The 24,721-nt window shown below is 45.4% G+C and carries 26 protein-coding genes; 11 read left to right on the plus strand and 15 right to left on the minus strand.

Features of this window, described 5'->3' with window-relative positions:
• The 5 genes from hslV to L5M40_RS10005 form a co-directional block, all read right to left on the minus strand.
• Window positions 1–525: an ATP-dependent protease subunit HslV gene (hslV, locus tag L5M40_RS09985; protein ID WP_006083300.1), complete on the minus strand. Its 525-nt coding sequence runs from the start codon at window positions 523–525 to the stop codon at window positions 1–3.
• A 144-nt stretch (window positions 526–669) separates the two neighbouring features.
• Window positions 670–1,245, minus strand: a complete 576-nt coding sequence (locus tag L5M40_RS09990) for a type II secretion system protein (protein WP_263176141.1) — start codon at window positions 1,243–1,245, stop codon at window positions 670–672.
• Between the two features lie 165 nt (window positions 1,246–1,410).
• On the minus strand, window positions 1,411–1,962 hold the full coding sequence (locus tag L5M40_RS09995; RefSeq protein WP_263176140.1) for a dihydrofolate reductase family protein: 552 nt from the start codon (window positions 1,960–1,962) through the stop codon (window positions 1,411–1,413).
• Window positions 1,963–1,977: 15 nt separating this feature from the next.
• Window positions 1,978–2,253: a hypothetical protein gene (locus L5M40_RS10000; RefSeq protein WP_173247249.1), complete on the minus strand. Its 276-nt coding sequence runs from the start codon at window positions 2,251–2,253 to the stop codon at window positions 1,978–1,980.
• A 416-nt stretch (window positions 2,254–2,669) separates the two neighbouring features.
• Entirely contained in the window at window positions 2,670–3,272 is a 603-nt protein-coding gene (locus tag L5M40_RS10005) for a response regulator transcription factor (RefSeq protein WP_131523470.1), read from the minus strand.
• A gap of 212 nt (window positions 3,273–3,484) precedes the next feature.
• Between L5M40_RS10005 and L5M40_RS10010 the strand changes: the two genes are divergently transcribed.
• Window positions 3,485–5,296, plus strand: a complete 1,812-nt coding sequence (locus L5M40_RS10010) for a PhnD/SsuA/transferrin family substrate-binding protein (protein ID WP_198573041.1) — start codon at window positions 3,485–3,487, stop codon at window positions 5,294–5,296.
• A 7-nt stretch (window positions 5,297–5,303) separates the two neighbouring features.
• On the opposite strand, the gene L5M40_RS10015 is transcribed toward L5M40_RS10010, so the two are convergent.
• A complete protein-coding gene (locus tag L5M40_RS10015; RefSeq protein ID WP_263176138.1) occupies window positions 5,304–6,215 on the minus strand; it encodes a LysR family transcriptional regulator in 912 nt (303 codons plus the stop codon).
• 111 nt (window positions 6,216–6,326) lie between these two features.
• On the opposite strand from L5M40_RS10015, the gene L5M40_RS10020 reads away from it, so the two are divergent.
• From L5M40_RS10020 to L5M40_RS10030, 3 genes are read left to right on the plus strand one after another with little or no spacing between them, the layout of a single operon-like run.
• Window positions 6,327–7,463 (plus strand): alkene reductase, encoded by a 1,137-nt coding sequence (locus L5M40_RS10020; RefSeq protein ID WP_263176137.1) that lies wholly within the window; start codon window positions 6,327–6,329, stop codon window positions 7,461–7,463.
• Window positions 7,463–8,101 (plus strand): ester cyclase, encoded by a 639-nt coding sequence (locus L5M40_RS10025; RefSeq protein ID WP_173247231.1) that lies wholly within the window; start codon window positions 7,463–7,465, stop codon window positions 8,099–8,101. Before L5M40_RS10020 ends, L5M40_RS10025 begins: the two co-directional genes overlap by 1 nt.
• The gene (locus L5M40_RS10030) at window positions 8,098–9,090 is read left to right on the plus strand and encodes a polysaccharide deacetylase family protein (RefSeq protein WP_263176136.1); all 993 of its coding nucleotides are present in this window, start codon (window positions 8,098–8,100) and stop codon (window positions 9,088–9,090) included. Before L5M40_RS10025 ends, L5M40_RS10030 begins: the two co-directional genes overlap by 4 nt.
• Window positions 9,091–9,194: 104 nt before the next feature.
• On the opposite strand, the gene L5M40_RS10035 is transcribed toward L5M40_RS10030, so the two are convergent.
• Window positions 9,195–10,355 (minus strand): putative sulfate/molybdate transporter, encoded by a 1,161-nt coding sequence (locus L5M40_RS10035; protein WP_263176135.1) that lies wholly within the window; start codon window positions 10,353–10,355, stop codon window positions 9,195–9,197.
• Between the two features lie 279 nt (window positions 10,356–10,634).
• Complete coding sequence (locus L5M40_RS10040; protein ID WP_263256614.1) at window positions 10,635–11,366, minus strand: SDR family oxidoreductase; 732 nt, start codon at window positions 11,364–11,366, stop codon at window positions 10,635–10,637.
• Between the two features lie 191 nt (window positions 11,367–11,557).
• Here L5M40_RS10040 and L5M40_RS10045 point away from each other — a divergent pair, with 191 nt between their 5' ends.
• Window positions 11,558–12,397 carry a LysR family transcriptional regulator gene (locus L5M40_RS10045; RefSeq protein ID WP_263176134.1) on the plus strand — a complete coding sequence of 280 codons (840 nt, stop codon included), beginning with the start codon at window positions 11,558–11,560 and terminating at the stop codon, window positions 12,395–12,397.
• A 33-nt stretch (window positions 12,398–12,430) separates the two neighbouring features.
• Here the strand turns inward: L5M40_RS10045 and L5M40_RS10050 are convergent, their stop codons facing one another.
• The 3 genes from L5M40_RS10050 to L5M40_RS10060 form a co-directional block, all read right to left on the minus strand.
• Window positions 12,431–13,207: a substrate-binding periplasmic protein gene (locus L5M40_RS10050; protein ID WP_263176133.1), complete on the minus strand. Its 777-nt coding sequence runs from the start codon at window positions 13,205–13,207 to the stop codon at window positions 12,431–12,433.
• A 232-nt stretch (window positions 13,208–13,439) separates the two neighbouring features.
• Window positions 13,440–14,978, minus strand: coding sequence for a tetratricopeptide repeat protein (locus L5M40_RS10055; protein ID WP_263176132.1), 1,539 nt, complete (start codon window positions 14,976–14,978; stop codon window positions 13,440–13,442).
• A gap of 112 nt (window positions 14,979–15,090) precedes the next feature.
• On the minus strand, window positions 15,091–15,933 hold the full coding sequence (locus L5M40_RS10060; RefSeq protein ID WP_263176131.1) for a mechanosensitive ion channel family protein: 843 nt from the start codon (window positions 15,931–15,933) through the stop codon (window positions 15,091–15,093).
• Window positions 15,934–16,102: 169 nt separating this feature from the next.
• On the opposite strand from L5M40_RS10060, the gene L5M40_RS10065 reads away from it, so the two are divergent.
• Together L5M40_RS10065 and L5M40_RS10070 are read left to right on the plus strand one after the other, a co-directional pair.
• Window positions 16,103–16,582 (plus strand): hypothetical protein, encoded by a 480-nt coding sequence (locus L5M40_RS10065; protein ID WP_105251255.1) that lies wholly within the window; start codon window positions 16,103–16,105, stop codon window positions 16,580–16,582.
• Between the two features lie 377 nt (window positions 16,583–16,959).
• On the plus strand, window positions 16,960–18,135 hold the full coding sequence (locus L5M40_RS10070; protein ID WP_105251256.1) for a type III PLP-dependent enzyme: 1,176 nt from the start codon (window positions 16,960–16,962) through the stop codon (window positions 18,133–18,135).
• Window positions 18,136–18,200: 65 nt separating this feature from the next.
• On the opposite strand, the gene L5M40_RS10075 is transcribed toward L5M40_RS10070, so the two are convergent.
• Window positions 18,201–18,413 carry a YdcH family protein gene (locus tag L5M40_RS10075; RefSeq protein ID WP_006083288.1) on the minus strand — a complete coding sequence of 71 codons (213 nt, stop codon included), beginning with the start codon at window positions 18,411–18,413 and terminating at the stop codon, window positions 18,201–18,203.
• A gap of 413 nt (window positions 18,414–18,826) precedes the next feature.
• On the opposite strand from L5M40_RS10075, the gene udp reads away from it, so the two are divergent.
• On the plus strand, window positions 18,827–19,585 hold the full coding sequence (gene udp / locus L5M40_RS10080; protein ID WP_105251257.1) for a uridine phosphorylase: 759 nt from the start codon (window positions 18,827–18,829) through the stop codon (window positions 19,583–19,585).
• A gap of 102 nt (window positions 19,586–19,687) precedes the next feature.
• Here udp and L5M40_RS10085 read toward each other — a convergent pair whose 3' ends face one another.
• Window positions 19,688–20,440, minus strand: coding sequence for an outer membrane protein OmpK (locus L5M40_RS10085; RefSeq protein WP_028759442.1), 753 nt, complete (start codon window positions 20,438–20,440; stop codon window positions 19,688–19,690).
• A 475-nt stretch (window positions 20,441–20,915) separates the two neighbouring features.
• Here L5M40_RS10085 and L5M40_RS10090 point away from each other — a divergent pair, with 475 nt between their 5' ends.
• Genes L5M40_RS10090 through L5M40_RS10100 form a run of 3 tightly spaced genes read left to right on the plus strand, consistent with a single transcriptional unit; the run spans window position 20,916 to window position 23,272 of the window.
• Window positions 20,916–21,386, plus strand: a complete 471-nt coding sequence (locus L5M40_RS10090) for an NfeD family protein (protein ID WP_113940097.1) — start codon at window positions 20,916–20,918, stop codon at window positions 21,384–21,386.
• A gap of 12 nt (window positions 21,387–21,398) precedes the next feature.
• The gene (locus L5M40_RS10095) at window positions 21,399–22,334 is read left to right on the plus strand and encodes an SPFH domain-containing protein (RefSeq protein ID WP_105251260.1); all 936 of its coding nucleotides are present in this window, start codon (window positions 21,399–21,401) and stop codon (window positions 22,332–22,334) included.
• Entirely contained in the window at window positions 22,334–23,272 is a 939-nt protein-coding gene (locus L5M40_RS10100; RefSeq protein ID WP_168825701.1) for an SPFH domain-containing protein, read from the plus strand. Before L5M40_RS10095 ends, L5M40_RS10100 begins: the two co-directional genes overlap by 1 nt.
• A 189-nt stretch (window positions 23,273–23,461) precedes the next feature.
• On the opposite strand, the gene L5M40_RS10105 is transcribed toward L5M40_RS10100, so the two are convergent.
• Together L5M40_RS10105 and L5M40_RS10110 are read right to left on the minus strand one after the other, a co-directional pair.
• Window positions 23,462–23,686, minus strand: a complete 225-nt coding sequence (locus L5M40_RS10105) for a hypothetical protein (protein ID WP_006083282.1) — start codon at window positions 23,684–23,686, stop codon at window positions 23,462–23,464.
• A 315-nt stretch (window positions 23,687–24,001) separates the two neighbouring features.
• On the minus strand, window positions 24,002–24,718 hold the full coding sequence (locus L5M40_RS10110) for an SPOR domain-containing protein (protein WP_168825699.1): 717 nt from the start codon (window positions 24,716–24,718) through the stop codon (window positions 24,002–24,004).
• Window positions 24,719–24,721: the final 3 nt, after the last annotated feature.

Raw genomic sequence — 24,721 nt, forward strand, 5'->3', positions numbered from 1 at the left:
TTAGTAATTGAGTTCTTCAATCGTTTTGAATTGATTGGTGAATACGCAGATATCCGCAGCAATAGTCAGGGATTTTTCGGCGATTTCTAAGGCTGACAGCTCAGTATTTTGCAATAGTGCAAGGGCCGCCGCTTGGGCATAGTTGCCGCCTGAACCAATGGCAACTAAGTCGTGTTCTGGCTGAACGACATCACCATTACCTGTGATGATCAGCGAGGTTTCCGCATCGGCCACGACTAACAGAGCTTCGAGTTTACGCAGCATACGGTCGGTACGCCAATCTTTGGCGAGCTCAACGGCCGAGCGCAATAAATGGCCTTGGTGCATTTCGAGTTTGGCTTCGAAACGCTCGAATAGGGTGAAAGCATCGGCGGTGCCGCCTGCAAAACCTGCCAGTACCTTGTTGTGATATAAGCGACGCACTTTTTTGGCGTTACCTTTCATGACGGTATTGCCTAGGGAGACTTGGCCATCGCCGGCGATGACAACTTGATTATTACGGCGTACTGATACGATAGTGGTCACAATGAATCCTCTTCTGGCCCGCAGCAAAAGTTGCGGTGGATGATGAGATATATATGGGGATGGATGACAATAATTCAAGTAATCGCGGCAAATGCCAAAGGAGTTTGCGATCTTTCGCGCTCCTTTAGCAGTAAAAATAAGCGCTTATTGGGAAAGGGTGGATCGACCTACAATAGTGCGGCCATCGAAGGGATAGTATTTAAGATCCCAGTTTTCACTGCCGAAGCTGCGATCGTCAGAGACATAGTTGAAAATGCAGTAAGCATTGGGATCTTTTATGTCGACGGCACCATACCAGTAAACAATGTCGACATTGGGAACTGTGCGCCAAGAGTATTGATCGGCAATGACAAATTGATTATTAGCCAAAAGACCTTGCCATAACTGACCACAATAATCGCCCTGCAATTTAGCACCGGCATCAGCGGTTGCAGTCTCTATTCCCAGTGGAAATCCTGTGGTGGTCGAGTCGAGTTTTCCGTCACCATAACAGGCGAGATCTTGGGTATAACCAGAGTGACCGCCCGCAAGCCAGCAACTGTGATAAAGCTTAACACCAGAGGCAAAGGCCGCAAATGCGGTTTGGGCTCTGGCATCGTGGGCATCTTGACCTAGGTTTAAAAACCGTGGTGCTGCGACGACGGCCAAGATCCCAAGGATGATAATGACCACAACCAGCTCAATTAATGTAAAACCCTTCGATGACTGCAAACGACTCATATTGCTCACCTATTTGTTAGAGGACAATATTCTAACGGAACTTTGATTTGCAATCAGTAAGCCATTGATAATATTTAGTTGTTTAACATTGCTGTTACATGGTTATGCAGCAAGATGGTAAGCCATCACTTCACCCTTCAATGCAATCAGCCGAATGTAAACGGCTTATAAAGCCATTTTGTCTATAACACGATAGCGGGTTTGTACGTAGCCATTGTCGTACTGCTGCGTGTGAATTGGCATTAATTGAATCGCTTGAGCTAAGTCGCCAAAGAGGGGAATACCTTTACCCAGTAAAGTGGGGATGCGAGTGAGCGTGAGTTCCTGAATTAGCCCCGCCGCTAAAAAGCCTTGGATTGTTTGGCCGCCATCGATATAGAGATGCTTAAAGCCACGGGTTTTGAGTTGCTCGCTAATGCTTGCCGCATCGCCATTTAGCACTTGCACGTGCTCACTTAACGCCGACGGTACTGTTACGCCGCTGCGACTTAATACAAACACTGGGATATTTACATAGGGCCAATCACAATCGAAGGAGAGGACTTTTTCAAAGCTTTTTCGTCCCATTACAATCGCATCGATAGTGTCGATAAAGGCATGATAACCAAAGTCTTCATTGGGATTAGTACAGGGGTGCTGATTTAAAAAGTCGATATCCCCATCGGGTGTTGCGATATAACCGTCGAGGGTCGCGGCAATAAAAACGGAGGCTTTCATTCATCTTCCTTAATGCTATTTTCGAGCGTGTTTCTCTAATGATTCTTTCAGTGCTTGTTGTTGAGCTAGGCAGTCTTGTTTTGCTTTGCCCGACATATCGTTACACGTTTGACCTTTATCTGGGCCTTCCAATATGGCCGCCGCAACATAAACTGCGGCATCGGCTGCATTGCATTCTTGTTTGCTGTAGGGGGAATTTGTATCACATTTTGAATTAAGTGGCCCAACGCAGCCACTCATACAGGTTAAGACTAAGGTGCTAAAGCTGAGTAATATTAAAGGTTTGAACATTCGCTCTTCCATGATTCATATTATTTGAGGCGGTTGGAAAGTATATAACTGCTTTGCAGACGGAACTTGAACTGGATCGTTCTATTTCTACTTTAGTTGTTATTTTGGAGGAAGGCATTCGCGGATGGAAGCAAAAAAATCCCCGAGGGTATAGTTACCCTCGGGTGGAGGTTCAAAAAGCAGTGGATTTCTTGAGCGCCTGCGGGGCACAAAGGAAGGAACCTATGGCTTGATTGTGCGGGCTGATACGACATTTCACAAAGCCAAATGCGCAAACTGCGACAGCTTGTCGCAGGTTGGATGAAAACTGTGTAGTTACGGTATCTTGAATGGTCGGGGTAAAAAGGGTTTAACGGTTAAATCCTTATGCGTGGCGAGAAGGCTTAACGATTGTTTAGTGACCACGGGTGATTGACTTATAAGACAGAATTCAGATTGCCTAAGTGTTGCACTAGCTCCGCCATATTGTTCACTTCGAGTTTCTTCATGATTTTGGCGCGGTGTACTTCAATCGTGCGCAGGGATAAAAACATCGCCTCCGATATTTGCTTGTTAGTCATGCCTTGGATCACATGGGCTAACACTTGCTGTTCGCGCTCTGTCAGTTGGTCAAACTTATGCTGCAGACTTTGCTGCTCGAAGGCCGCTTGGCTTTCACGCAGTGCCTTTTCAATCGCTTGTACTAATGCTTTACCCGATACTGGTTTTTGAAAAAAATCGCAGGCCCCCTTACGAAAGGCGCTTAACGCCATAGGTAAATCACCGTGGCCAGTGAGAAATATCACGCCTAGCGGGCTGTGGGTTTCCAGTAATTTTTGCTGCACTTCTTGGCCGGTGATTTCTGGCATTCGACTATCTAAAATCACGCAGCCCGCCTGTGATAATGCACAGTGCTCAAGGAAGTCGCGGCCGCTGTTGAAGGTTTGCACTTGATAGCCAAATTGTCCGAGCATAAAGCCCAGTGAATCCAGAATCGCTTCATCGTCATCGACTAGATAGAGTGGCAATTTTATCGACATGGTGTTCCTTGTAGGTCGGTAAGCATGCTATCAGCTTAAGCTGGGTGCAGAGTGGGCTCAATTTTAAGCCTAGGTCTTGGGAGATACATCACTAAATTAGCCGATTCCCTCTGGGCATAAACCAGAGTTTGGCGGCATTTCACAGCTTGATTTTTATCTGCGAGCTAAAGTCGTTCCATGACAATGGCATATAAGAGTGGGTAATAGAGGCGATGACGATTGACTCTTGGTGTAAAGCGATATTGATGGGATTCTTGCTGAGTGTTATTGGGCTTAATCCGTCCTATGCCAACGAAGCGACAGAAGTGAACCATTTTAGAGTCGGAGTGCTGGCAAATCATGGCGTGTTACAGGCCAAGCAGCGTTGGCAACCCATGATGGATTACCTCAGTGAGCAAGTGCCTAATAGTCATTTTGAAGTCGTGCCTGTGGATTTTAATGGCATGCGTAGTCAGTTACTTGAGCATGATTTGCAGTTTATCGTCACTAACCCTGGGCAATATCTACATCTAAGTAACAATTTCCCGCTGTCTTGGCTTGCGACAATGAAGAGCCGTAAGCATCAAGGCAGCACTTTTACCATAGGCGCGACCATTATTGTCCGCGCCGACAGCCCTATCCGTACCTTGCAGGATTTGCGCGGGCGCAATGTGGTCGCCAGTGATCCGCAGGCTTTGGGAGGGTATCAAGCGGCCATGGGGTTACTGCATAAAATGGGGTTTTTACCCGAACAGTTTTTTGGGCAAGTGCGCTTCCTCGGTTTCCCGTTAGAACCGCTTATCTATCAAGTCAGAGACGGCAGTGCCGACGCCGCAATAGCGCCTTTTTGTACCTTAGAGGAAATGATCGCAACGGGTCTTGTTAATCAGGGTGATTATCGGGTTATCCATCCTGCTACGCCTGCAGGATATGATTGCGAGGTGAGCACTCAGTTATACCCAAACTGGTCATTCGCTGCGGCGGATACGGTTTCTCCTAAGCTGACTATGGCGATTACCCGCGCCTTATTCGATTTACCCGCCGATCATATTGCAGCCATTACCGCCGATACTTTGGGCTGGACTGCGCCCGTAAGCCAGTTAAAAGTGATTGAGTTATTTAAAGAATTACAACTACAGGGAGCATCACCACCACTTTATCAAACCGTATACAAATGGATGGCAAAAAATAAAGAATGGGGTGGCGCACTGTTGTTAATTTTCATTATTTCCACCATTTATCACCTGTGGCTTGAATATAAGTTTCGCCAGAAAAGTGAGTTTTTAGTTAGCACTGAGCGTCAATTAAAGGATAAGGCACTGCAGCTTGAGCGACTGCAAAGTGCGGCGATTCTTGGGGAAATAGGTGCCGGACTTGCCCATGAACTCAATCAACCCATAGCCGCCATTACCCAATACAGCGAAGGCGCCATGCTACAACTGGAAAGGCTTGGGCAAGATAATCCGGAACTCTATGATGTACTCGGTAAAATTAATGCGCAGTCGATTCGCGCCGGAGCGGTTGTGCATCGTATTCGCGGTTTACTCAAGCGGCGTCAGGCCAAGACCGAACCTTTAGATATAGTGCCAGTGGTGAAAGAAGCTTTAGCTCTGTTGCGGCGCGAGCTAGACCGCGCGAATGTGCAAGTGAATGTGCGAGTGCAGGGTGAGCCCTTTGAACTGATGGGCGATAGCGTTGGTTTAAGTCAAATGTGGGTCAATTTAGTAAAAAATAGCTTAGATGCGTTAGAAACCTGCGGCGATAATCGTGTGCGTCAATTATGGATCGATATCTATTATCATCCAAATGAAATCAAAGTGTTAGTTATTGATAATGGCGAAGGGCTACAGGGGCAGGCGAGTGAGTTGATGGCATCTTTTGCCTCAACCAAAGATGCGGGATTAGGCCTTGGCTTAGCCATCTGTAAGGATGTGGTTACCCGCCATCACGGCAGCATTCAAATCGAAAACTGTCAGCAATCTACGCAAGCTTTACTCCCTTGGCAACAGGGCTGTGTGGTGACAGTCGTTCTTCCCAAGGAATAAATTACCATTAGGGCAGTGGATAGTTTTGGGAGAACTGGCTGAGCTTTTCTACTAAAAACTCTATGGTGCGACGGATCTTATGGCTGGGATAATCGGTTTGTAGGTATACCAATTGCAGTGGGATAGACGGGGCTATTTTATCGGCTAGCACTAAGTGGAGTCTGCCTTCGGTCACATCTTGCGCCACATCGAGCCAACTCTTATAGGCAATTCCACGACCTGAGAGTGCCCAGTCGCGGATCACTGCGCCATCGTTACAGAAACGTTGGCCCCTGACTTCGATTTCAACGGGTGCGCCGTTATGACTTAACTTCCATTTCTGCCATGGCTCACCGCCGCGATTTAAGATCAGTACTGCGTGTTGGCTAAGTTCATTTAGCGTGCTTGGTGTGCCGTGTTGTGCCAGATAAGCGGGTGAGGCGACCAGTACCCTTGGGGTCATGGCGAGCTGACGCCTTTTAAGGTTTGAGTCGTCAAGTTGACCATAGCGCAAAGCCAAATGGATATTTTGGTCGATTAAGTCTGTCATATGATCGCCAAAATACAGCTGCACTGTCAGTTCTGGGGCGCTGTCCATCAATTCATCGAGCCAAGCACGGATCTGGCTGCGACCAATATCCGAAGGTAAGGCGAGGCGTACTTCACCCTTAAGCTCACCCCTGTGTTCGGCTAAATTGGCGCTGGCGGTTTCGAGAATAGCCAGTGCGGGTTTCGCCGAATCGAGAAAGATCCGCCCTTCTTCTGTGAGCTGTAAGCGCCGCGTCGAGCGAGCAAATAGCTGACATCCTAGCTTTTTCTCTAATCTTTGCAGCGCGGCACTTGCCGCTGCCGGCGTCATGCCTATTTCTTTACTGGCTGCCGAGAGACTCTCTAAGGCTGCGATACGCAGCGCTAATTGCAGATCGTTTAAATGATACATATCAAATTATTTTTGAAAATGATTTTAATAATAGCCTGATTATCAATATAGATTAACTAATGCACAATTGCACCACTGATGTTTCATCTTAATTTCTGGTTCGGAGTGTGTATGAGTCTATTCATGTCTTACAAATTAGCGTCACTGGCATTAAACAATCGCATTGTGATGGCCCCTATGACTCGGGCGCGTACTACGCAGCCAGGTAATATTCCTAATGATCTGATGGCGCAATATTATGCCCAGCGCGCCTCGGCGGGGTTAATCATCACAGAAGCGACACAAATCTCCGATGACAGCCAAGGTTATTCATTTACGCCGGGCGTGTATACCGCGGAGCAAATTGAGGGCTGGAAAAAAGTCACTGCGGCAGTGCATCAGGCTGGCGGTAAAATCTTTAATCAAATTTGGCATGTTGGCCGTGTATCGCACCCGATTTTTCAGCAGGGTAATACCCCGATTGCGCCATCAGCTATTGCGCCCGTTGGCACGAAAGTATGGATTGTGGATGAAGCGCATCCTGAAGGGCAAATGGTGGATTGCCCAGAACCTAAGGTTATGGTGCAAGCGGATATCGACCGTGTTGTGGCCGATTTTGCACAGGCGGGAGTGAATGCGGTTGCGGCGGGTTTTGATGGCATCGAAATTCACGGCGGCAATGGTTATCTGATTGACCAGTTTTTACGCACCAATTCAAACCACAGAACTGATGCCTACGGCGGTTCTCAGGAAAATCGCATTCGTTTTTTACTCGAAATTGTCCAAGCCGTGAGTGCGAAAATTGGTGCCAATAAAGTCGGGGTTCGCCTCGCCCCTTACGTGACGTTTAAAGATATGGCGTGTCCTGAAATTGTAGACACTATTCTGTTAGCGGCTAAGCATTTATCGGCATTGGGCGTGGCATATTTACATCTTTCAGAGGCGGATTGGGATGATGCACCGCAGGTGCCAGAGTCTTTTAGAGTCGAGCTGCGTAAAGTCTTTAAGGGCAGCATTATTGTTGCGGGTCGCTATGATGTGGCGCGTGCCAATGAAGTGATTGATAACGGTTATGCTGACTTAGTTGCCTTCGGTCGACCTTTTATTGCGAATCCTGATTTGCCTTACCGTTTAATGCATCAATTGCCTTTATCTGCATTCGACAAAGGGCCCTTGTTTGGCGGTTGTGGGGTGGGTTATACCGATTATCCTACACACAACGAAGCATTGAGAGCCGTCATCCGATCCGCTGACGATGAGGTGGCATAATGGATCGGGTTAACACTTTGTATGTTCAGCGCTTACCCGCTTGGCTCAGCTTAAGTCTATGGTTTTCAGGCTTTATGGGTATTGCAATTGTGGGTTTTAGCTTAGCAAGTCTGAGCATGGATGCGTTAGCCGCTCAAGGGGCAACAACACAGGATAGTGCTAAAGTGCGAGCGGCATTAGTGCCAAAAGTGGCGGCAATGGAAACGATTTCTGATCAATCACCGCAGGCACAAGCTATCGCCCGCGCCGCTTTGTTATATGCCAGTTTTTGGCACACGGGCGATGCAAGTTTTGCCCACGGCGCATTGGCGACTGGTTTTATCGACCGTACTCTGCCCGCTGGCCGCGCACAGGGAATCACGGGTCCACTCGAAGCCTCAAAGGCATTTAGGGCAGCGGTCCCCGATCTCTCTGTTTCAGTTGAGCATTTGCTAGTCGTTGGCGATCGTGCAGTGGTACGTCTGCGTTTTAATGGCCGCTTCACTGGTGTCTTTGGTGAGCAAAAAGGCCAAGGGCAGAAAATCGATTTTCGTGCTGTTGACATGTATCGAGTACGGGATGGTTTCATCACAGATAACTGGCACCTCGAAGATTATCAAACGCTATTTTCTCAATTAGCTGCAGGGACTCAATCATGAATCAACGTCGACGATTTTTAATGGCAGGTGGCGCCATCGCTGCTGGGTTCGGCCTAAGCCAAACGGCGCTTGCTATTGGTTTACCATCATTAGATACCTTAGAAAATGACTCCAAAAGTTCAGGTGGCAGTGGTATGAACAAAATATTTTGGCCAAGTGGTGAGCAGTTAGTGATTTCAATCTCAATGCAGTTTGAAGCAGGTGCTCAAGATAAAAATGCCGAAGGGCCGTTTCCGCCGATGGAAAAGGGCTATCCAGATACCATCACCCCGACTTGGTACGACTACGGTATGAACGAAGGCATTCCAAGGCTGCTGCGCTTGTGGCGTAAGCACAATATCAAGGTGACTTCTCACATGGTTGGGCGCGCCGCTGAGCTACATCCTCAACTTGCCAAACAAGTTGTAGATGAGGGGCATGAGATTTCGGGCCACGGACAAACGTGGACGCCACAGTACAGCATGTCGCCAGCAGAGGAACGCGCCTCCTATGTGGCGAGTATTGAGACGCTGCAAAGGATCACTGGTCAGCGCCCCTTAGGTTTTAATGCCTTTTGGATGCGCCATAGTACTCAAACCCTCAATATTTTGCAGGACTTAGGTTTTATTTATCACATTGATGACCTATCGCGGGACGAACCTTCAATTATCCCAGTAGGAAATAAGCCTTTTGCGGTTGTGCCTTACACTTTACGTAACAATGATATCGGACGTTTTGGTGGCAACACTGCCATGACGGCCACGGCCTTTTTGCAGGAACTAAAGGATGAGTTCGATATGCTCTATCAAGAAGGTTCGACGCAGCGACGGATGATGTCGATCAGTGTGCACGACCGTATTGGTGGCGCTCCTGGACTTGTGACCGCTTTAGATAAGTTTATTCAGTACGCTAAAGGTCACACTAACGTAGGCTTTATGCGTAAAGATGCCATTGCTAAATGGGCGCTGGCGCAAAAGGACACACCGACCAATCCTGCAAGAACATTTTAGCCTGCTGTAGCTTTGTTAGAAGAGGTTTGAATGGTTAACAAAAAGCGCGTTGTATAACGCGCTTTTTGTTTTTGGGAACCCTTATTACAGCGAGTCGGAAGTGATTAACGCATGGCCAGCATGGCCCAAGTGCGGCGACCTTGCTCCAGAATTATCCCCACGGCAAGTCCCGCAGCGGCGTTGATGGCGAGGCAAGTCACAGCGGTTGATAAAATTACAAAGATACAGAAGGGCTTACCATCGATTAAGCGTTTCGACCATGCCAGTTGCAGCCCCGCAGTGGTCAGTAAACTGCCGAGGATTGCCATAGGAATAAGGCTTAATAGCCAAGCGATATGACTACCCCAGCATAGGGCTATCATTAAGCACGTACTGCCAAAAATTAACGGCGCCAGATAAGTGCGGGCGCCAAAATGGTATTGCACCGCGAGTCCGCCCGCACCGTGGCACATGGCCGAGGCACCAAAGGGCGCGAGCAATAAGTTGGCAAGACCAGAGCTAATGGCGAAGTTTTTGGGCGTGAGTTTGGCGGCATCTTCAGGGAATTTCTCCTGTGCCATTACAGACGTGGCAATGACCGCATTGGTTAAGGTTAATGCCAGTTGTGGCAAAACCAACAAAACGACGGCAGAGGTCCATTCAACTGATGTCGGCCACGCTAATTGAAATGGCGCTGTCATTGCTTGAATATCAAAGTTAGTGGCTAAACTAGTTTGTGTACTTGCTTGCCAAATCATCCCCGCTGCTATGACTAAGGGCATGGCAAGGTAACGCAGCGGCAAAAATTTACTGATAAATAACAGTACAAATGCCCCCACGCCAACCAGCCAAAATTCACTCATCATCTTAGTGCCCATCCACATCAGTTGCAGACCTATGGCGAGTTGAATGCCAACACTCACAGCTTGGGATAACTGTTTGGCTAACCAAGTGATGGCGCCGCTAAAGGCGAGAATTAACAGGATAATGCCCATTAACATGGCGCTTGCCTGCAACATGCCTGGGGTTAAGCCCTGAGCGATCACCAGTGCAGCGATGACTTTCATCGGTTGTACCGGAATCGGGCGACGGTAAAACAGCGCGCTGAGAATAGCGAATAGACCAAACCCCAAAAATATCCCTTGGGGCGAAAATTGATTGAGGGCAATTAACCCTAGTACTAAAGGTAAAAAAGTGCCTAAGTCAGCAAAAGCGCCACTGGTTTCACCGAGTAAACGGTTGAATGAAGGATTGGATACTGTTTGGGAAATTTTGCCCGAGGTCATACTGATTGCCGTAATTGAACACGCTATGACTACGCAAAATAAATGCCATAAAAATCAGATGATTTGGGGGGTAAACAGAGTCAAACTACCGTATTGAGTCACTCAATGAGACAAACTGGGGCAAGGCCGAAGAATGGCTGAGTCTAATTGTCTGCACCTGTGTCTATTGCGGCTGCATTGGGTTAATTGTTAACTCAAGCTCATTTGTGAGTCATGATTCAACCGCAACACTGGCGGTCAGTGCCGTGGTTGATATTCTTTATTGTGTAATGTTGCGTGTTAAGGTTGCTGGCGCGTTGGTGCTAGAACGATTTCGCGTACGCACACATTTTGCGGTTGTTGCCATGCAAACAGTGCAGCAGCGGCGACGTTTTCAGGGACGATAACGCCGCCCATTTCTTCTTTCCAGTCATGGTAACCCGCTTTAATGTCATCGCTGGTGGTATGGCTCAACAGCTCAGTTTCTACGGCACCGGGGGCGATAGTGATAAGGCGTACGTCATCTATGGCGACTTCTTCACGAATGTTTTCTGTTAAGGCGTGCACGGCAAATTTAGTGGCGCAGTAAGCGGCGTGGTTTGGAAAGGTTTTACGCCCCGCCACAGAGCTGACATTAATGATAGTGCCAGTTTTGCGAGCTTTCATGTCGGCTAATACCGCATGAATACCATTAAGCACGCCCATCACATTGATATTGAGCATGCGGCTCCATTCATTGGGATCTTGCACATCGATTTGGCCCAGTAGCATGATTCCTGCGTTATTGATAAGACAGCCGACCGGACCGAATTGTGCTTCTGCTTGGGTTATGGCGGTTTTAATAGCTGCGCCGTCGGTGACATCGACGCTGATAGAAAGGCTGTTTGGTAATTCAAGCGCTTGCATTGCTTCAACTCGGCGTGCCAGTAATAGCAGCGGGTGGCCTGCAGCGCTAAAGCTTTTGGCCATAGCGGCGCCAATACCCGATGAAGCGCCCGTGATGACGACCAGTGATTTAGTAACTTGATTCATTAGTATTTCCTATTAATTGGAGCCAATGTAAGCCGTAAACAAACTGTTGTTCGGCGTCTTGAACTTGTTAACCAGTATAGGCTGGGGATTTTCAGTCGAAAAATACTTATTCCAGCTGGATATGATAGGCTCAGCCTATGGCACTATTGTTGAAATTTGTGCTGAACTCGTCGGTTGTCGGAGAAGATTAAATGGTCGATTTGCGTTTGCTGCGTTTCTTTATTGCAATTTTTGAAGAGAACAATATTACCTCGGCGGCTAACCGTTGCTTTGTGAGCCAGCCTTCACTGTCTGCTGGGTTAAAGCAACTCGAAGAAGAGCTTGGTGGTCAGTTATTTGAGCGCAGCAAAAAAGGCGTTAAACCTTTGGACAGCGCGCACTATCTATACCCTTTGGCGGTTAAATTAGTCGAGGAGGCGAGTAAGTTACCAGGCTTGTTTATGGCGAAGGCAAGCCGGCAAAAGCTACGTTTGGCTGTGATGCCAGACTTAAGCCAGCGGCGTTTGGCAGGATTTTTACAACAGGTGAATCAAGCCGTTGATAAGCTAGATCTGGAGCTGGTGGATTACCAAAGCCCTGCAGATTGCCGTTTAAGCATCGACAGCTTGCGCCATGAAGATGAAGTATTTTTTCCGCTGTGGGAGGAGGATTATGTGCTCTGCGTCCCCAAGGATCATACCCTCGCCCAAGTAGATAGCCTACGTCCCGAGCAGCTCAATGGCTTTGACTTTATTGAGTGCCCACCCTGTGAAGCCCATCAGCAAACGATAGGTTTATTGGCGTGCAGCAATATGTCGCTTAATTTGGTCGCTAAGGCTGAGTCAAAATCTCTAGTGATGTCGCTAGTGTTAGCCGGATTTGGCGTGAGTTTTTTACCCGATGGTTTGATTGAAGATGAGCCTAGGCTCAAGCAAGTGAAATTTGATGGTCCGAGAATGTTCCGTCGTATTGGTTTGTGTTATCCCTCCCATCAGGCAGTTGCGCCAACATTGGCGACCTTGTTACGGCATTTAGCCGCTCGATCGAATTAATTCCAAGTTAGTTTTGGGTTATCAGCATTCAGATTAGTGAGTTGCTAAGGGCGATTCAGTGAGATTAAGTGGAGGCTCGACGCCGTAGGATTTAAATAGTTGAGTAATTTCACCTGAGGTACGCATGTCGTCGACTATCTGGTGAACTTGCTTGGCATATTGATGCTGCGGCGACATGAGCGGAATACTGAAATAGCGGCCATTTTTGCTGATATCTACGTACGCCATCTGTTTGAGTTGGGGATCTTTGGCAAAAAATTGCATTTCATGCTGTTCGGAGGTGATGGCTAAATCGATACGTCCAACCTTCAACATATTGATTAACTGACCGTTATCATTAACAAAAGACACTTTTAGTTGGTTTTGATTGTCATTAAACTGCGGACAGTAAAAAGCGCCTCTAAGTGCGCCAATGATATGAGGTTTTAGTTCATCGAAATGTTTGACTTCAAGTTGTCTATTCGCAAGGGCAAAGTAATAGACGTAGCGCTTGTCGTATCCCAGTAGCATAGGGTCTAGAAAATCGTTGCGCTCTGGCGTCATCGAATGGACAGGAATTAGGTCGACTTGTCCCATTTCTGCCACTTTAATTGTGCGTGCCCAAGGCACATTACTCCAATTTATCTTGTGACCTAGGCGGGCGATGACTTCATTGATGACAGCTGCACCTGGGCCTTTGCACTCACCATTTTCGACATAAATAACAGGATGCCTATCGCGGCAGTGTGCTTGCCAGACAACAGCAGAGGTTTCTGCCCTTGCTTGGGACAGAAATAAGCATGAAATGACAATGATCAGTATCAGCCTCATTCATCTTGCCTATTAAAATGCTCAGTTTTAATTATCGGGCTGGACAGTTAATTCGACTAGGTTTTATTTTTGAGTCGTTTAGCTGCGCAGGTTTGGTCAATAATTGATTGTAGTGCTTATACATCCACTGTGCTTTTTAAGTAATTATAAATTCACTCTATTTTGTAACCAAACGGTTTGGCCTGTTAAATCTGACCAAACCTTTTCTGGGGCTCATTCGCTGCTAGGAAACTTACCTATCCGACTCAAGATAGGGCGTTAATTGGGTTTCAATAGCCTCAATTTGAGTTTCGGCGTAGGCAAGTTCGGATTCGGTTAAACATGATTTTGCGGTGTTTTGATGGAGTCGTTGAGCGCTATTCATCCCGTATTTACCAAAATGACGTAGCAATAAACTAGACCAAATAAACATTTGTATAGGTTTATTTAATTGTTCTGCGCCGTAAATATTGACCAGTTCCCGCATAGCAATTTCATGACCTAGCTCTGCCGATTTGACGTACCAAGCTTCTGCCGCTTGTAGAGCCTCTTGAGTGGGTTTTTCATCACTTAAAAATGATGCAGCCTTATAGATATAAAAATATTGTTGTTGCTCAGCGGGGATTGGATGCTGATGCAAGAAACTGTCACGTATACGCTCAGCCTCTCTTATCTCTAAGGTACCTAGTTGCTGACTGAATCTGGCTAATTCTTTTAGATGATCGGCTCTATTGCTCATGGCCGCGAGCTGGTAATACATTAACGCTTTAATTGGTTGGCGACTCACGCCTAAACCTTGCTCATAAATCTTGCCTAAGCCTAGCAGTGCGTCTTCATTCCACTTAAGTGCGAATTCTTCAAAGTCAATTTTAGCCTGTTGGTAATCACTTTCATTTTGTGGCGCTTTCAGTAAAAGATGAGCAAATTCAATCTTAGCGAAGTCATTACCTCTAGCGACAGATTGGCTTAACCAATGGCGCGCCTTGTCATAGTCGACAGCAAAATCTTCACCGTAGAGGAAACGTTTACCAAGATAATACTGGCGGAAATCATCGTCTGCGGCGCGCTCGCTAAGTAATGCCTCTGCACGCGCTAAATCTTTAGGTCCACCTTGGCCTGCAGCAAGCATATGCCCTAGATCATCTTTTGCTAATTCATAATCAGCGGCTGCGGATTTCTCAAAGTATTCACGTGCTTTGATATAGTCCGAAGTGACGCGCTCATCATGCCAGTAGAGTGTGGCTAAATGGTAATAGGCTCTTTGGTTTTCTTGTGCGGCGGCTTTTCCGAACCAGTAAATTGCTTGGCTAGCATCGGGATCGAGAAAGGGCTGGCTTAGATACAAGTAAGCAAGCTCATATTGAAACTCGGCTTGCCCCGCTTCGGCATTAGGTTTGAGCTGTTCTGCCTGTGCGATTAACTCATCGAGTGTTTGCGACTCAGAAGAGAGCAAATTAGGTAGTGTGAGCATGGGTAAATATTGAGGCTCTATTTCGGCGGCTTTTTTATACCAATCGTTAGATGCCTTGGGATCGGCGGGAACTTGTGGGAATCGACCGGAATAAAGTTCGGCCATAGCAATGGCGGCAACGGCTAAGCCTTTATCGACTGCCTGCTGAATATAATCTAGGCCAGAGTTGACTTCGCCTTGGTTAATCAGTGTTAAGCCATGATTGAGTAGCGCAGTAGGATCACCTGCGGCAAGTGCTTTAGCTTGCACTTGTTTTTTTTGATATTTAGCGAAAAAAATAAACAGTACAATAAAAGCAATAATTATGAGTATCAACAACATAGTAGTCCATCACTATCGATATTTGGGAGTATAGTAAACGTAAATTTTTACAAGAATGCAAGTATACAATTTGGGCTAGGCTGATCGACTAAGCCGAACAATCCCATGGGTATTAGCGTGATTTATCTTGCAGATGGATCTCTCTAATGGGGCAGGCAATCTCGATTCCTGCCTGCTTAAGGGCGTTATAAAGAGCGAGGTTCACCTTATATTTATGTTGAAAATAGCTTTGTGTGGGCACCCAGTAACGAACCCCCATTTCAATTCCATTAGCATTAAAACCATTGATGCCGATATTAGGTGTGGTCTCTTGATAAACATAGGGATTATTGCTTAATAACTCAGTTATCACACTAATGGCTCGTTCGGGATCTGTGTTGTAACTGAGATTGAACTGGGTTTCGACCAGTTTATTGCTAAAGGAATTATGCAGGATCTCACCGACGATATGCTTATTAGGAATGCTGATTTGCTCGCCTTCCTCATTGGTGAGTATGGTCATGCCTAAGTGGATACGTTTAACAACGCCGCTTTCCCCTTTGATTTCGATAGTATTGCCTACCAAAAAAGGGCGGGTGACGATAATAGTCACGCCTGCGGCATAGTTCGCTAGCATACCTTGTAAGGCTAAACCTGCGCCGAGGGAGGCAGCACCAATTGCCGCAACCATAGGGGTAATACTGATGCCGATCTTGCCGAGGGCGATAATCCCGACCATGACGATGATCAGAATGCGGATAAGATTGCTGACAAAATTGCTTAGGGTGATATCGATATTGTGTTTGTCGAATTGCTTAGCGACTAAGCGTGATACTTTACTGGCTACCCATAAACCTAACAAAAAGATCAGCAAAGCACCTACGAGTTGAAAGCTGTAGGTGACTAAAAACTCGGTGATGAGTTGATAAACGCCTTGTAGTTGCTGCAATTCTTGATCGAGTCCAGGTGTTATCATTATGATATCCTTGTAATAAAATTAACTGTGCGATTATAGCGTAGAAATTTCACCAAATACTTTTCGCCCTTCATGTGTGAAGCGTATCATGTAATCGTGGTTGGTTTAATGAGTCGATAGGGGGAGTCAGGTATGCTGTTCGCCTATCCAATAATGGAGTCGAGTGTTTATGAAAACGCTGTTGTTATGTTTGTCTTGTCTGTTAACCCCAATCTGGGCGTATGCTGCGAGTTATGTTGCCGGAGATGCGATTAATCCCATTTCACTTCTCGACCAAAATGATAAAACCATTAATGTGACTGATGAGACTCAAGTGCTGCTCTTTAGTCGCAGCATGAAAGGCGGTGATGTGATTAAGGATGCACTTACACCCTTGAGCGCGACTCAAATGCCAACGGGTTTAGTTTATGTTGCCGATATCAGTGGTATGCCTTCTTTGATCGCTAAATTTGTAGCTGTGCCACAGATGCAAGATTTACCTTTTGCGATTGGGTTAGATAGGGATGGTGAGATCAGTCGTTTATTACCTGATAACAAAGATATGGCCACTATGATATTACTCAAGCAGCGTAACATTTTGGACATTGCCTATTTTGATTCCAGTGAAGCCTTGAACCAAGCCCTCGCAAAACTCAATCAGCCGCAGTAACAAATCGATTTAACGGACGTATTTTAAGGCATTCATTAGTCTTCTTTTCGCTGTGTGATTGTTACTTCAAGATAACTGTTTTTAGATGGATATTTTGGCTCCAGCCAGTCTATCCATCTCCCTTCCGATAACGTCGTAAAAAATTCACTTTTTATTCTGATAATGCACACAAATTTACCTTAGGGTTTGTGTGCATAATTATTTGTTTTATAGCGCCTTTTTTTGATGGTTCAGTTCCTTAAAGAGTTGTGGAATAAAAAGTTATTAATACAGCATAAAAATTCGTTGCGTAAAGCGAAAAAATATCGTTTACTGCGCACGTTTTTACTACATCACACTTACTGTTATCTATCTGACCCAAAGGAGACTCTGGCCCAATGAGCCAATTTCAATCTATTGATGTTGCTGACTATTATGATATGGACACATTCAAGCGTATTGAAGCGTTTGCCAAAGACAAAGCAACCCCGTTCGTCGTGATCGATACCAGTATCATAGCGAAACAATACGATGACATGGTTAATAGTTTTCCTTACGCCAACGTTTATTATGCAGTTAAGGCAAACCCCGCGGCCGAGATCTTATCTTTACTAAAAGATAAAGGATCAAACTTTGATATTGCCTCGATTTATGAGCTAGATATGGTCATGAATGTCGGTGTGACAACCGATCGAGTCAGCTATGGTAATACGATTAAAAAGCGTCAAGATGTGCGTGCATTTTATGAGCGTGGCGTGCGTATGTATGCATCTGACTCAGAAGCCGATTTGCGAATGATCGCTGAAGAAGCGCCGGGTTCACGTATTTATGTGCGTATTCTGACCGAAGGTACAGATACCGCTGATTGGCCGTTATCCCGTAAATTCGGCTGCCAAAACGAAATGGCCTATGAGCTATTAGTATTGGCACAGGAATTAGGCTTAGAACCTTTCGGTATTTCTTTCCATGTGGGTTCTCAGCAACGTGACATAGGTGCTTGGGATTCCGCTATTGGTAAAGTGAAAAGTATTTTTGACCGTCTGCGTGATGAGCACAATATCACCCTGAAGATGATCAATATGGGCGGCGGTTTCCCTGCTAACTATATTGATAAAACCAATCAATTGGGTGTGTATGCCGAGCAAATCACTCACTTCCTGAAGGAAGATTTTGGTGATGATTTACCACAAATTATTTTGGAACCAGGTCGTTCGTTGATCTCTAACGCGGGGATTTTAGTGTCTGAAGTGGTACTGATCAGCAAAAAATCTTACACAGCGTTAGAGCGTTGGGTGTTTACCGATGTGGGTAAATTCTCTGGCTTGATTGAAACGATGGACGAGGCGATTAAGTTCCCGATTTATACTGAGCGTCAAGGCGAGCTGGATAAATGCGTGATTGCCGGCCCAACCTGTGACAGTGCAGATATCATGTATGAGCACTATAGCTATGGCTTACCAAATGACTTAGCCATTGGCGACCGTATGTATTGGTTAACCGCAGGGGCTTATACGACGACGTATTCAGCAGTATGCTTTAACGGTTTCCCACCGCTGAAGGATTACTATCTGTAAGCGATTGTGATGACATTAATAAGGGCGCTTAGGCGCCCTTATTTGTCTTTAGAGTAATAGTGGGATTACTCGTGGGATTTGAGGATCTGATAAATTTCCTCTTTTAAGTGTAACTTTCTGCTTTTGAGTTCTTTCACAGTGGGATTGAAATCACTGGCGACACGTTTTTCCAGTTGTTTGATTTCCTCGTCTAACTGATTATGCTCATTAAACTTACGTTGAAAATGAGCATCTTGGGTTTTCAGGGTGGAAATTAATTCTCTGTACTCTGGAAACATCGGCATTCTCCTTGTCGTCATTTACTACACTTCAGGTTACGCCTTAACCCTAACCTTATACCAAGTCGTTAAACGTGACTTAGATCACTTTTAGCGGTCACTTAGATTAATACTAATGGATGATTTATTTTAATCTATTTTAAATCAGCATCTTAGGCATTTGTTGCCACAGACTCTGGCATGAGTTCAGGATCTGGTTCACACTTTGTTTGGTATAAATCAGACTGACATTCGAAATATGGGCAAATTTGCTATCTTGTGAGCAGATGCTGGTGTAGTTGGTAATTTCATTACGACTAAACAATTACTTCTTGCCGATAATTCTGTGATCAAGTTAACCTTCACCGCTTCGATACTAGGTTAAAGTCGATTTTATAAGAATTTAATTATCAAAAATGAAAGGGGTTTTCACAATGGCTGATGTATTTCATTTAGGTTTGACCAAAGCGATGCTCGATGGTGCAACCTTAGCAATCGTTCCTGGTGATCCAGAGCGTGTAAAACGTATTGCTGAACTAATGGACAATGCGACGTTTCTTGCTAGCCACCGCGAGTATACAAGCTATTTAGCGTATGCCGATGGCAAGCCAGTAGTAGTGTGTTCAACCGGTATTGGTGGTCCATCTACTTCTATCGCAGTAGAAGAACTTGCACAATTAGGTGTGAATACCTTCCTGCGTGTAGGGACTACAGGCGCAATCCAACCTCATGTTAATGTGGGTGATGTGATTGTTACTCAAGCTTCAGTACGTTTAGATGGCGCGAGCTTACATTTTGCACCTATGGAATATCCAGCGGTTGCAAACTTTGAATGTACCACTGCTATGGTTGCAGCGTGTCGCGATGCTGGTGTTGAGCCACACATTGGCGTAACAGCTTCTTCTGATACTTTCTACCCAGGCCAAGAGCGTTATGACACTGTCACAGGCCGTGTAACGCGTCGTTTCGCGGGTTCAATGAAAGAATGGCAAGATATGGGCGTACTGAACTATGAGATGGAGTCTTCCACTTTGTTCACTATGTGTGCCACTCAAGGTTGGCGTGCAGCCTGCGTTGCTGGTGTGATTGTAAACCGCACCCAACAAGAAATTCCTAATGAAGCCACAATGAAGAAAACTGAAGTGAGTGCGGTTTCTATCGTGGTTGCAGCAGCGAAAAAATTGTTAGCTTAATTTTTAGTAAGCTAAGCAACACTCCCCTGCAAAGTGAGTGCTCAGAATAGAAAAGGTGCCAATGGCACCTTTTTTGTTGCTTTAAAACTATGCCGATACTGATTAGAAATGGTATTGAGCAATCACAGAGTAAGTGTCTTGATCGACGCCTTTCACACCGTATTTATTGGTCCACAGATCGTATTCGATACCCACCAATAATTTATTGGCTTGATGATCACCGAACAGGCTCTTTCCGAGATCGTATTTTAGCTGTGGGTTGAAATGGAAGTTCTCCTCGTAGCCGTTATCGTCGGTGGCAAATACCCAGTCGATAAAGCCATCGAGTACTATGTTGGCAGATCCAACAGGGATATCGATACGAAATACAGGAGTGAACTGCCAGCCGTCACTATTGTTACCAGTGCTCATACCATCGCGGCGATAGGTGTTAAAGTTAAGATAAGTGAAGTATGGTACTGCTACGTCAACCCCTAAACCGTAAAGTAAGCTGTGGACTGGGCCTTCACCTTCTTCATAGGTTAACGCTAGAGACAAGTCTGTTATTGGGCCAAAGGCTATTTTTTCGCCAAGAATTTTACTGGCACTAAAACGTGGCGAAATTTCACCATAGGTAGTGCTTTCCATGCCCGTGTCGTTACCTTTGAAATAGATAAAATCTTGGAAGGCAAACCAATCACCGTATTTCCAGCCGCCAGCCGTTTCTAAGGTAATAGTGGCTTGTTTATCTGATGGCGCTAAATCGTAGTCTTCGCCATAGAGGGCTGTTGCACTGAAATCCCACCACTGTACTAAGTCACCCGCAAATGCTTGAGGAGAAAGCATTAGTGCTAGGCATAGGCATGTTTTTTTCATTGTTATTTCCTGTTGTATAGGTCGAAGTTAATTCGTGTCTTACTCAATCCGCTCTCTGACCTATGGCATGGTTTGATGGGTAAGTTCAAACCTAGCGCGAGTGTACGTCAAAGGACTTGCTCAAAAGTGGGGGCAATATATGCAAAAATTTACATTTATTCAAAGTTTTTATCGAATGTTGTTGTCAAAATCACATAATCATTAGTGAAGGATTTTATTTTTAGATAATTGATTTTTAATGTTTTTTATTGTTATTGCGCCGCTTGTGGATTGGGAGCTTGCTATCTTTTTGAATTGATTATGCTTAATTTTAAAACAACCTAACGGCTTTCGTGGGCGGATATGGGAGAATGAGGATTAAGTCATCGGTGATTGAGTGTGCATTTTGATAGGGTAAATTTTGACATATTATGTCGATTATCCGAAACTCTGCTGTTATAGTGCAGTAAAGGACACTCTCATTTCAGGGGGAAATATGGAGTTTTCAAATCCGATTTTAGTGTGGGCAGTGATTGGTTTAGTGTTAATGCTCGCCGAAATAGTGGTTCCAGGTGGCATAATAGTGTTGCTGGGTGCGGCTTGTTTAGTCGTGGCAGGTGCGTTAGGCATAGGACTGGTCGAAGGTGTCGTGCAGAGCATGACTCTATGGTTTATCTCTGCCATTGTGTTGTTATTGGCTTTCAGACAAGTCACTCAGAGGCTCGTTGGTGGTGATTCCCATGTGGATAACACGGATGAAGCAATCGAACTATACAATCAAATTGTTCGCGTAAAGCAGACCATAGGTCCTGGGCAAACACCTGGGCGGGTGGAGTTTCAAGGTAGTGAATGGCCAGCGCTTGGCGATGGCAGCATTATTGAGGCGGGTACCGAAGTCAGAATTATTTGTCGTGAAAATATCGCTCTAGTCGTTGAGCCTATTTCAATAGAAGCTTCCAAAAACTAAAGGATGGAATCTATGTTTGTATTTACCTTAGTCATTTTATTTATCTTTTTTATTCTTTATAAGTTGATGTTAATTGTGCCGATGCGTGAAGTGCATGTCATTGAGCGTCTTGGCAAATTCCGCGCAGTATTAAGCCCTGGATTTCATTTTTTGATCCCTTTCTTCGACCGCGTCTCCTACCGTCACGATACCCGTGAGCAAGTATTAGATGTACCGCCACAGAGTTGTATCTCCAAAGATAACACTCAGCTTGAAGTGGACGGCTTGGTCTACCTAAAAGTGATGGATGGCAAATTGGCGAGTTATGGCATTGAAAACTACCGTAAAGCAGCTGTGAATTTAGCCCAGACCACTATGCGATCTGAAATCGGCAAGCTGAGTTTGAGTGAGACTTTCTCTGAGCGTGATAGCTTAAATGAATCAATCGTGCGGGAAATAGATAAGGCTTCCGAGCCATGGGGAATCAAGGTATTGCGCTATGAAATTCGTAATATCACGCCTTCACGCCATGTTATCCACACCCTTGAGAAGCAGATGGAAGCTGAACGCCGTAAACGTGCCGAAATCACCTTAGCGAATGCCGAAAAAGCCGCGATGATCAATATGTCTGAAGGTGAGCGCCAAGAGGCCATTAACCTGTCAGAAGGTCAAAAACAGAAACGGATTAATGAAGCTAAAGGTACAGGTCAGGAGATCGCTATCATAGCGAAAGCAAAATCCGAAGGTATGGCAATGATCTCGCAAGCATTAGCCGTCAATGGCGGTACAGATGCGATGAATATGCTATTAAAAGAACAGTTTATTGCTCAAGTTGGTAAGATCCTCAATGATGCACAAGTCTCTGTTGTTCCCGCTGAAATGGCAAAACTTGAAGGTTTCTTCGAAGGTATGGAGCAAGTCACTCAGACTATGAGTGGCCAGAATAATCTTGGCAAAGGAGCGCGATAATGAATATTCCAGTAGATACAGATTTGATTGTGATGGCAATTTGGGGACTAATATTTGCCATTTTTGTGATTAAACTATTTCAATCGATCCGCCTAGTACCCACTAAATCGGCTTTTATTGTTGAGCGTTTAGGTAAGTATCACAGTACGTTAGATGCGGGGTTCCATACTTTGATCCCCTTTGTGGATAAAGTGGCTTTTATTCATGATTTGAAAGAAGAAACCATCGACGTACCGCCGCAGGAATGTTTCTCGAGCGACGAAGTAAACGTTGAAGTGGATGGGGTGATTTATATCTCTGTGACTGACCCTGTGAAGGCCAGCTATGGTATTACCGATTATCGTTATGCAGCAATTCAGTTGGCGCAAACGACGACGCGCTCTGTCATAGGGACACTTGATCTTGATCGTACGTTTGAAGAGCGTGATGTGATTTCAGCTAAGGTAGTGCAAGTCTTAGATCAAGCGGGTGCCCTGTGGGGAATACGCGTGCATCGTTATGAAATTAAAAATATCACACCACCTGAAACCGTTAAAAATGCCATGGAAATGCAAGTAAATGCCGAGCGTGAGCGCCGTGCATTATTGGCTAAGAGTGAAGGCGACAAACAGAGTAAAATTAACCGTTCTGAAGGGGTTAAAGCTGAAACGGTAAACCGTTCTGAAGGTGAGATGCAGCGCCGGATTAACGAAGCCGAAGGTAAGGCTGAGGAAATTTTAACCATTTCCCGCGCAACGGCAGAATCGATTGAACGTCTCGCCTCTGTTATTGCCGCGCCGGGTGGTCACAATGCCCTGCGGATGCAACTCGGTGAGCAATACTTTAAACAGCTCGATGGCTTAAGCCAGAAGAATAGTCGAGTCGTATTGCCGGGTAATATGGTGGATTTCGATTATTGGATGAATAGCATAGGCTTAACGGAAGAAAAACCGAGCTAAGGCTGTGGTTATGTGGTTAAAATCTGAAACTAGCTAGTTCATTAAGGTCAAATACCCAAGTATTTGGCCTTATTTTTTGGCTGTAATTGGATACTGAGTTATGAAGAGTAGGTGGGTTAGACAGCTTCTGTTGAATGAACCGCCAGAAGCTGCAGTTGGGCATAGATAAATTTTTCATTGAATGGAAGGCTAATAAGCTAGGCGTTCATGAATTTGGGAATGGGCGTGGGTTTCAATGAGCTTGGCAATTTGGTTTTGTTCTAATTGCTGAAGCGCAGAAATTTCGTCATAAATCTTGTCTTGAACATCCAGCGGCATGCGCACATGTTCCATAAACATCCTAATTCCCAGCATGTCGCCACTCTTGAACAGTTGGCTGAATTCGGTGGCTTCTATCTCGATTAATGCATTCATAATACTTCACCCTGAGGTTGGATTTGACACAGATACAGCGGTCTTGCTGTTAATTAAGAGATACGCCTAAGTTTGATCTAGGTCAATTAAACTGCATATTAATCTTTCTTAATAAATGATTTTGTTGTTTACAAATAATGGGTTATAAATTTAGTAGATCAGCAAATTTGAAATGAGTTGTTGTTTAAAACTGAGTTTTTATGGGCAGGCAGAATCAATGAGTGAGTCATGTTATACGGATAAAAAAATAGCGACGAGCGATAAAACGCTGGCCGCTATTTATTCTTAATAGTCTATCAGGAGTAGGCTAAAGCCTTATTTAGGAATCGCCAGAATCTGGCAACCATTAATCCCCGCTTTTTGCAGTGTATGACGTTTACGCTCTGCATCACGTTTACGCTCGAAGGGGCCTAAAGCAACCTTGTACCATACGCCAGTCGTACCTTCGACTTGTCTCACTTGCGCCTCTAAACCTTGGAAAGCGATGACAGCTTTCATCTCGTTCGCCTGTGATTCTTGGCGGAAAGAAGCACACTGCAACTGATATTGCATCGGTGTTCTGCTCGCAACAATATCGGGAATATCGACCTCAACATGCTTATTTTCAAGCTCGTTCAGATAGGTCCATTCTTCCTTTGGTTGTGGTGGCAGAGCATTAGGATCCTTCTTTGGCGGAACAATAAGCTCAGCAGTTTCAGTTGTCTCTACTGGGATAACGACCGCTTGGCGTTCAGGTTCTTTGACCTTAGGAGTAAGCACCGCTGTCTCTTGAGGCTTAACTTGTACTTCCGTTTTCTTGGCTGGAGCGGGTATCGGCTTCACTTCTTGCTTAGCATTATCTTTAATGCTTGACAGGAAATAGACGAAACAACCCACAGCGAGTATGACAAAGCCTATCAAGGTCAGCGGCAGCTTCTTACGCGGCGCCGATTTAGATTGTGAAGGCTTTGCTCGAGTTGGGCGAGTCGCGCGGATTGGGCGCGGTTTAGCGCCCGACTGCGGCCTTCTATTGGCATAATCGCGATTACTCATGGC

The sequence above is a fragment of the Shewanella sp. SM68 genome (genome assembly GCF_025653925.1).
Lineage (GTDB): Bacteria > Pseudomonadota > Gammaproteobacteria > Enterobacterales > Shewanellaceae > Shewanella > Shewanella oncorhynchi.

What these genes read in the sequence shown, in the direction of transcription:
- L5M40_RS10035 (WP_263176135.1), bottom strand. Translation starts at nt 10,355, where the DNA reads ATGACCTCGGGCAAAATTTCCCAAACAGTATCCAATCCTTCATTCAAC.
- L5M40_RS10055 (WP_263176132.1), bottom strand. Translation starts at nt 14,978, where the DNA reads ATGTTGTTGATACTCATAATTATTGCTTTTATTGTACTGTTTATTTTT.
- L5M40_RS10070 (WP_105251256.1), top strand. Translation starts at nt 16,960, where the DNA reads ATGAGCCAATTTCAATCTATTGATGTTGCTGACTATTATGATATGGAC.
- L5M40_RS10015 (WP_263176138.1), bottom strand. Translation starts at nt 6,215, where the DNA reads ATGTATCATTTAAACGATCTGCAATTAGCGCTGCGTATCGCAGCCTTA.
- L5M40_RS10060 (WP_263176131.1), bottom strand. Translation starts at nt 15,933, where the DNA reads ATGATAACACCTGGACTCGATCAAGAATTGCAGCAACTACAAGGCGTT.
- L5M40_RS10100 (WP_168825701.1), top strand. Translation starts at nt 22,334, where the DNA reads ATGAATATTCCAGTAGATACAGATTTGATTGTGATGGCAATTTGGGGA.
- L5M40_RS10075 (WP_006083288.1), bottom strand. Translation starts at nt 18,413, where the DNA reads ATGTTTCCAGAGTACAGAGAATTAATTTCCACCCTGAAAACCCAAGAT.
- L5M40_RS10090 (WP_113940097.1), top strand. Translation starts at nt 20,916, where the DNA reads ATGGAGTTTTCAAATCCGATTTTAGTGTGGGCAGTGATTGGTTTAGTG.
- L5M40_RS10095 (WP_105251260.1), top strand. Translation starts at nt 21,399, where the DNA reads ATGTTTGTATTTACCTTAGTCATTTTATTTATCTTTTTTATTCTTTAT.
- L5M40_RS10005 (WP_131523470.1), bottom strand. Translation starts at nt 3,272, where the DNA reads ATGTCGATAAAATTGCCACTCTATCTAGTCGATGACGATGAAGCGATT.
- L5M40_RS10065 (WP_105251255.1), top strand. Translation starts at nt 16,103, where the DNA reads ATGAAAACGCTGTTGTTATGTTTGTCTTGTCTGTTAACCCCAATCTGG.
- L5M40_RS10085 (WP_028759442.1), bottom strand. Translation starts at nt 20,440, where the DNA reads ATGAAAAAAACATGCCTATGCCTAGCACTAATGCTTTCTCCTCAAGCA.
- L5M40_RS10040 (WP_263256614.1), bottom strand. Translation starts at nt 11,366, where the DNA reads ATGAATCAAGTTACTAAATCACTGGTCGTCATCACGGGCGCTTCATCG.
- L5M40_RS10110 (WP_168825699.1), bottom strand. Translation starts at nt 24,718, where the DNA reads ATGAGTAATCGCGATTATGCCAATAGAAGGCCGCAGTCGGGCGCTAAA.
- L5M40_RS09995 (WP_263176140.1), bottom strand. Translation starts at nt 1,962, where the DNA reads ATGAAAGCCTCCGTTTTTATTGCCGCGACCCTCGACGGTTATATCGCA.
- L5M40_RS10010 (WP_198573041.1), top strand. Translation starts at nt 3,485, where the DNA reads ATGACGATTGACTCTTGGTGTAAAGCGATATTGATGGGATTCTTGCTG.
- L5M40_RS10050 (WP_263176133.1), bottom strand. Translation starts at nt 13,207, where the DNA reads ATGAGGCTGATACTGATCATTGTCATTTCATGCTTATTTCTGTCCCAA.
- L5M40_RS10045 (WP_263176134.1), top strand. Translation starts at nt 11,558, where the DNA reads ATGGTCGATTTGCGTTTGCTGCGTTTCTTTATTGCAATTTTTGAAGAG.
- L5M40_RS09990 (WP_263176141.1), bottom strand. Translation starts at nt 1,245, where the DNA reads ATGAGTCGTTTGCAGTCATCGAAGGGTTTTACATTAATTGAGCTGGTT.
- udp (WP_105251257.1), top strand. Translation starts at nt 18,827, where the DNA reads ATGGCTGATGTATTTCATTTAGGTTTGACCAAAGCGATGCTCGATGGT.
- L5M40_RS10025 (WP_173247231.1), top strand. Translation starts at nt 7,463, where the DNA reads ATGGATCGGGTTAACACTTTGTATGTTCAGCGCTTACCCGCTTGGCTC.
- L5M40_RS10030 (WP_263176136.1), top strand. Translation starts at nt 8,098, where the DNA reads ATGAATCAACGTCGACGATTTTTAATGGCAGGTGGCGCCATCGCTGCT.
- L5M40_RS10000 (WP_173247249.1), bottom strand. Translation starts at nt 2,253, where the DNA reads ATGTTCAAACCTTTAATATTACTCAGCTTTAGCACCTTAGTCTTAACC.
- L5M40_RS10105 (WP_006083282.1), bottom strand. Translation starts at nt 23,686, where the DNA reads ATGAATGCATTAATCGAGATAGAAGCCACCGAATTCAGCCAACTGTTC.
- L5M40_RS10020 (WP_263176137.1), top strand. Translation starts at nt 6,327, where the DNA reads ATGAGTCTATTCATGTCTTACAAATTAGCGTCACTGGCATTAAACAAT.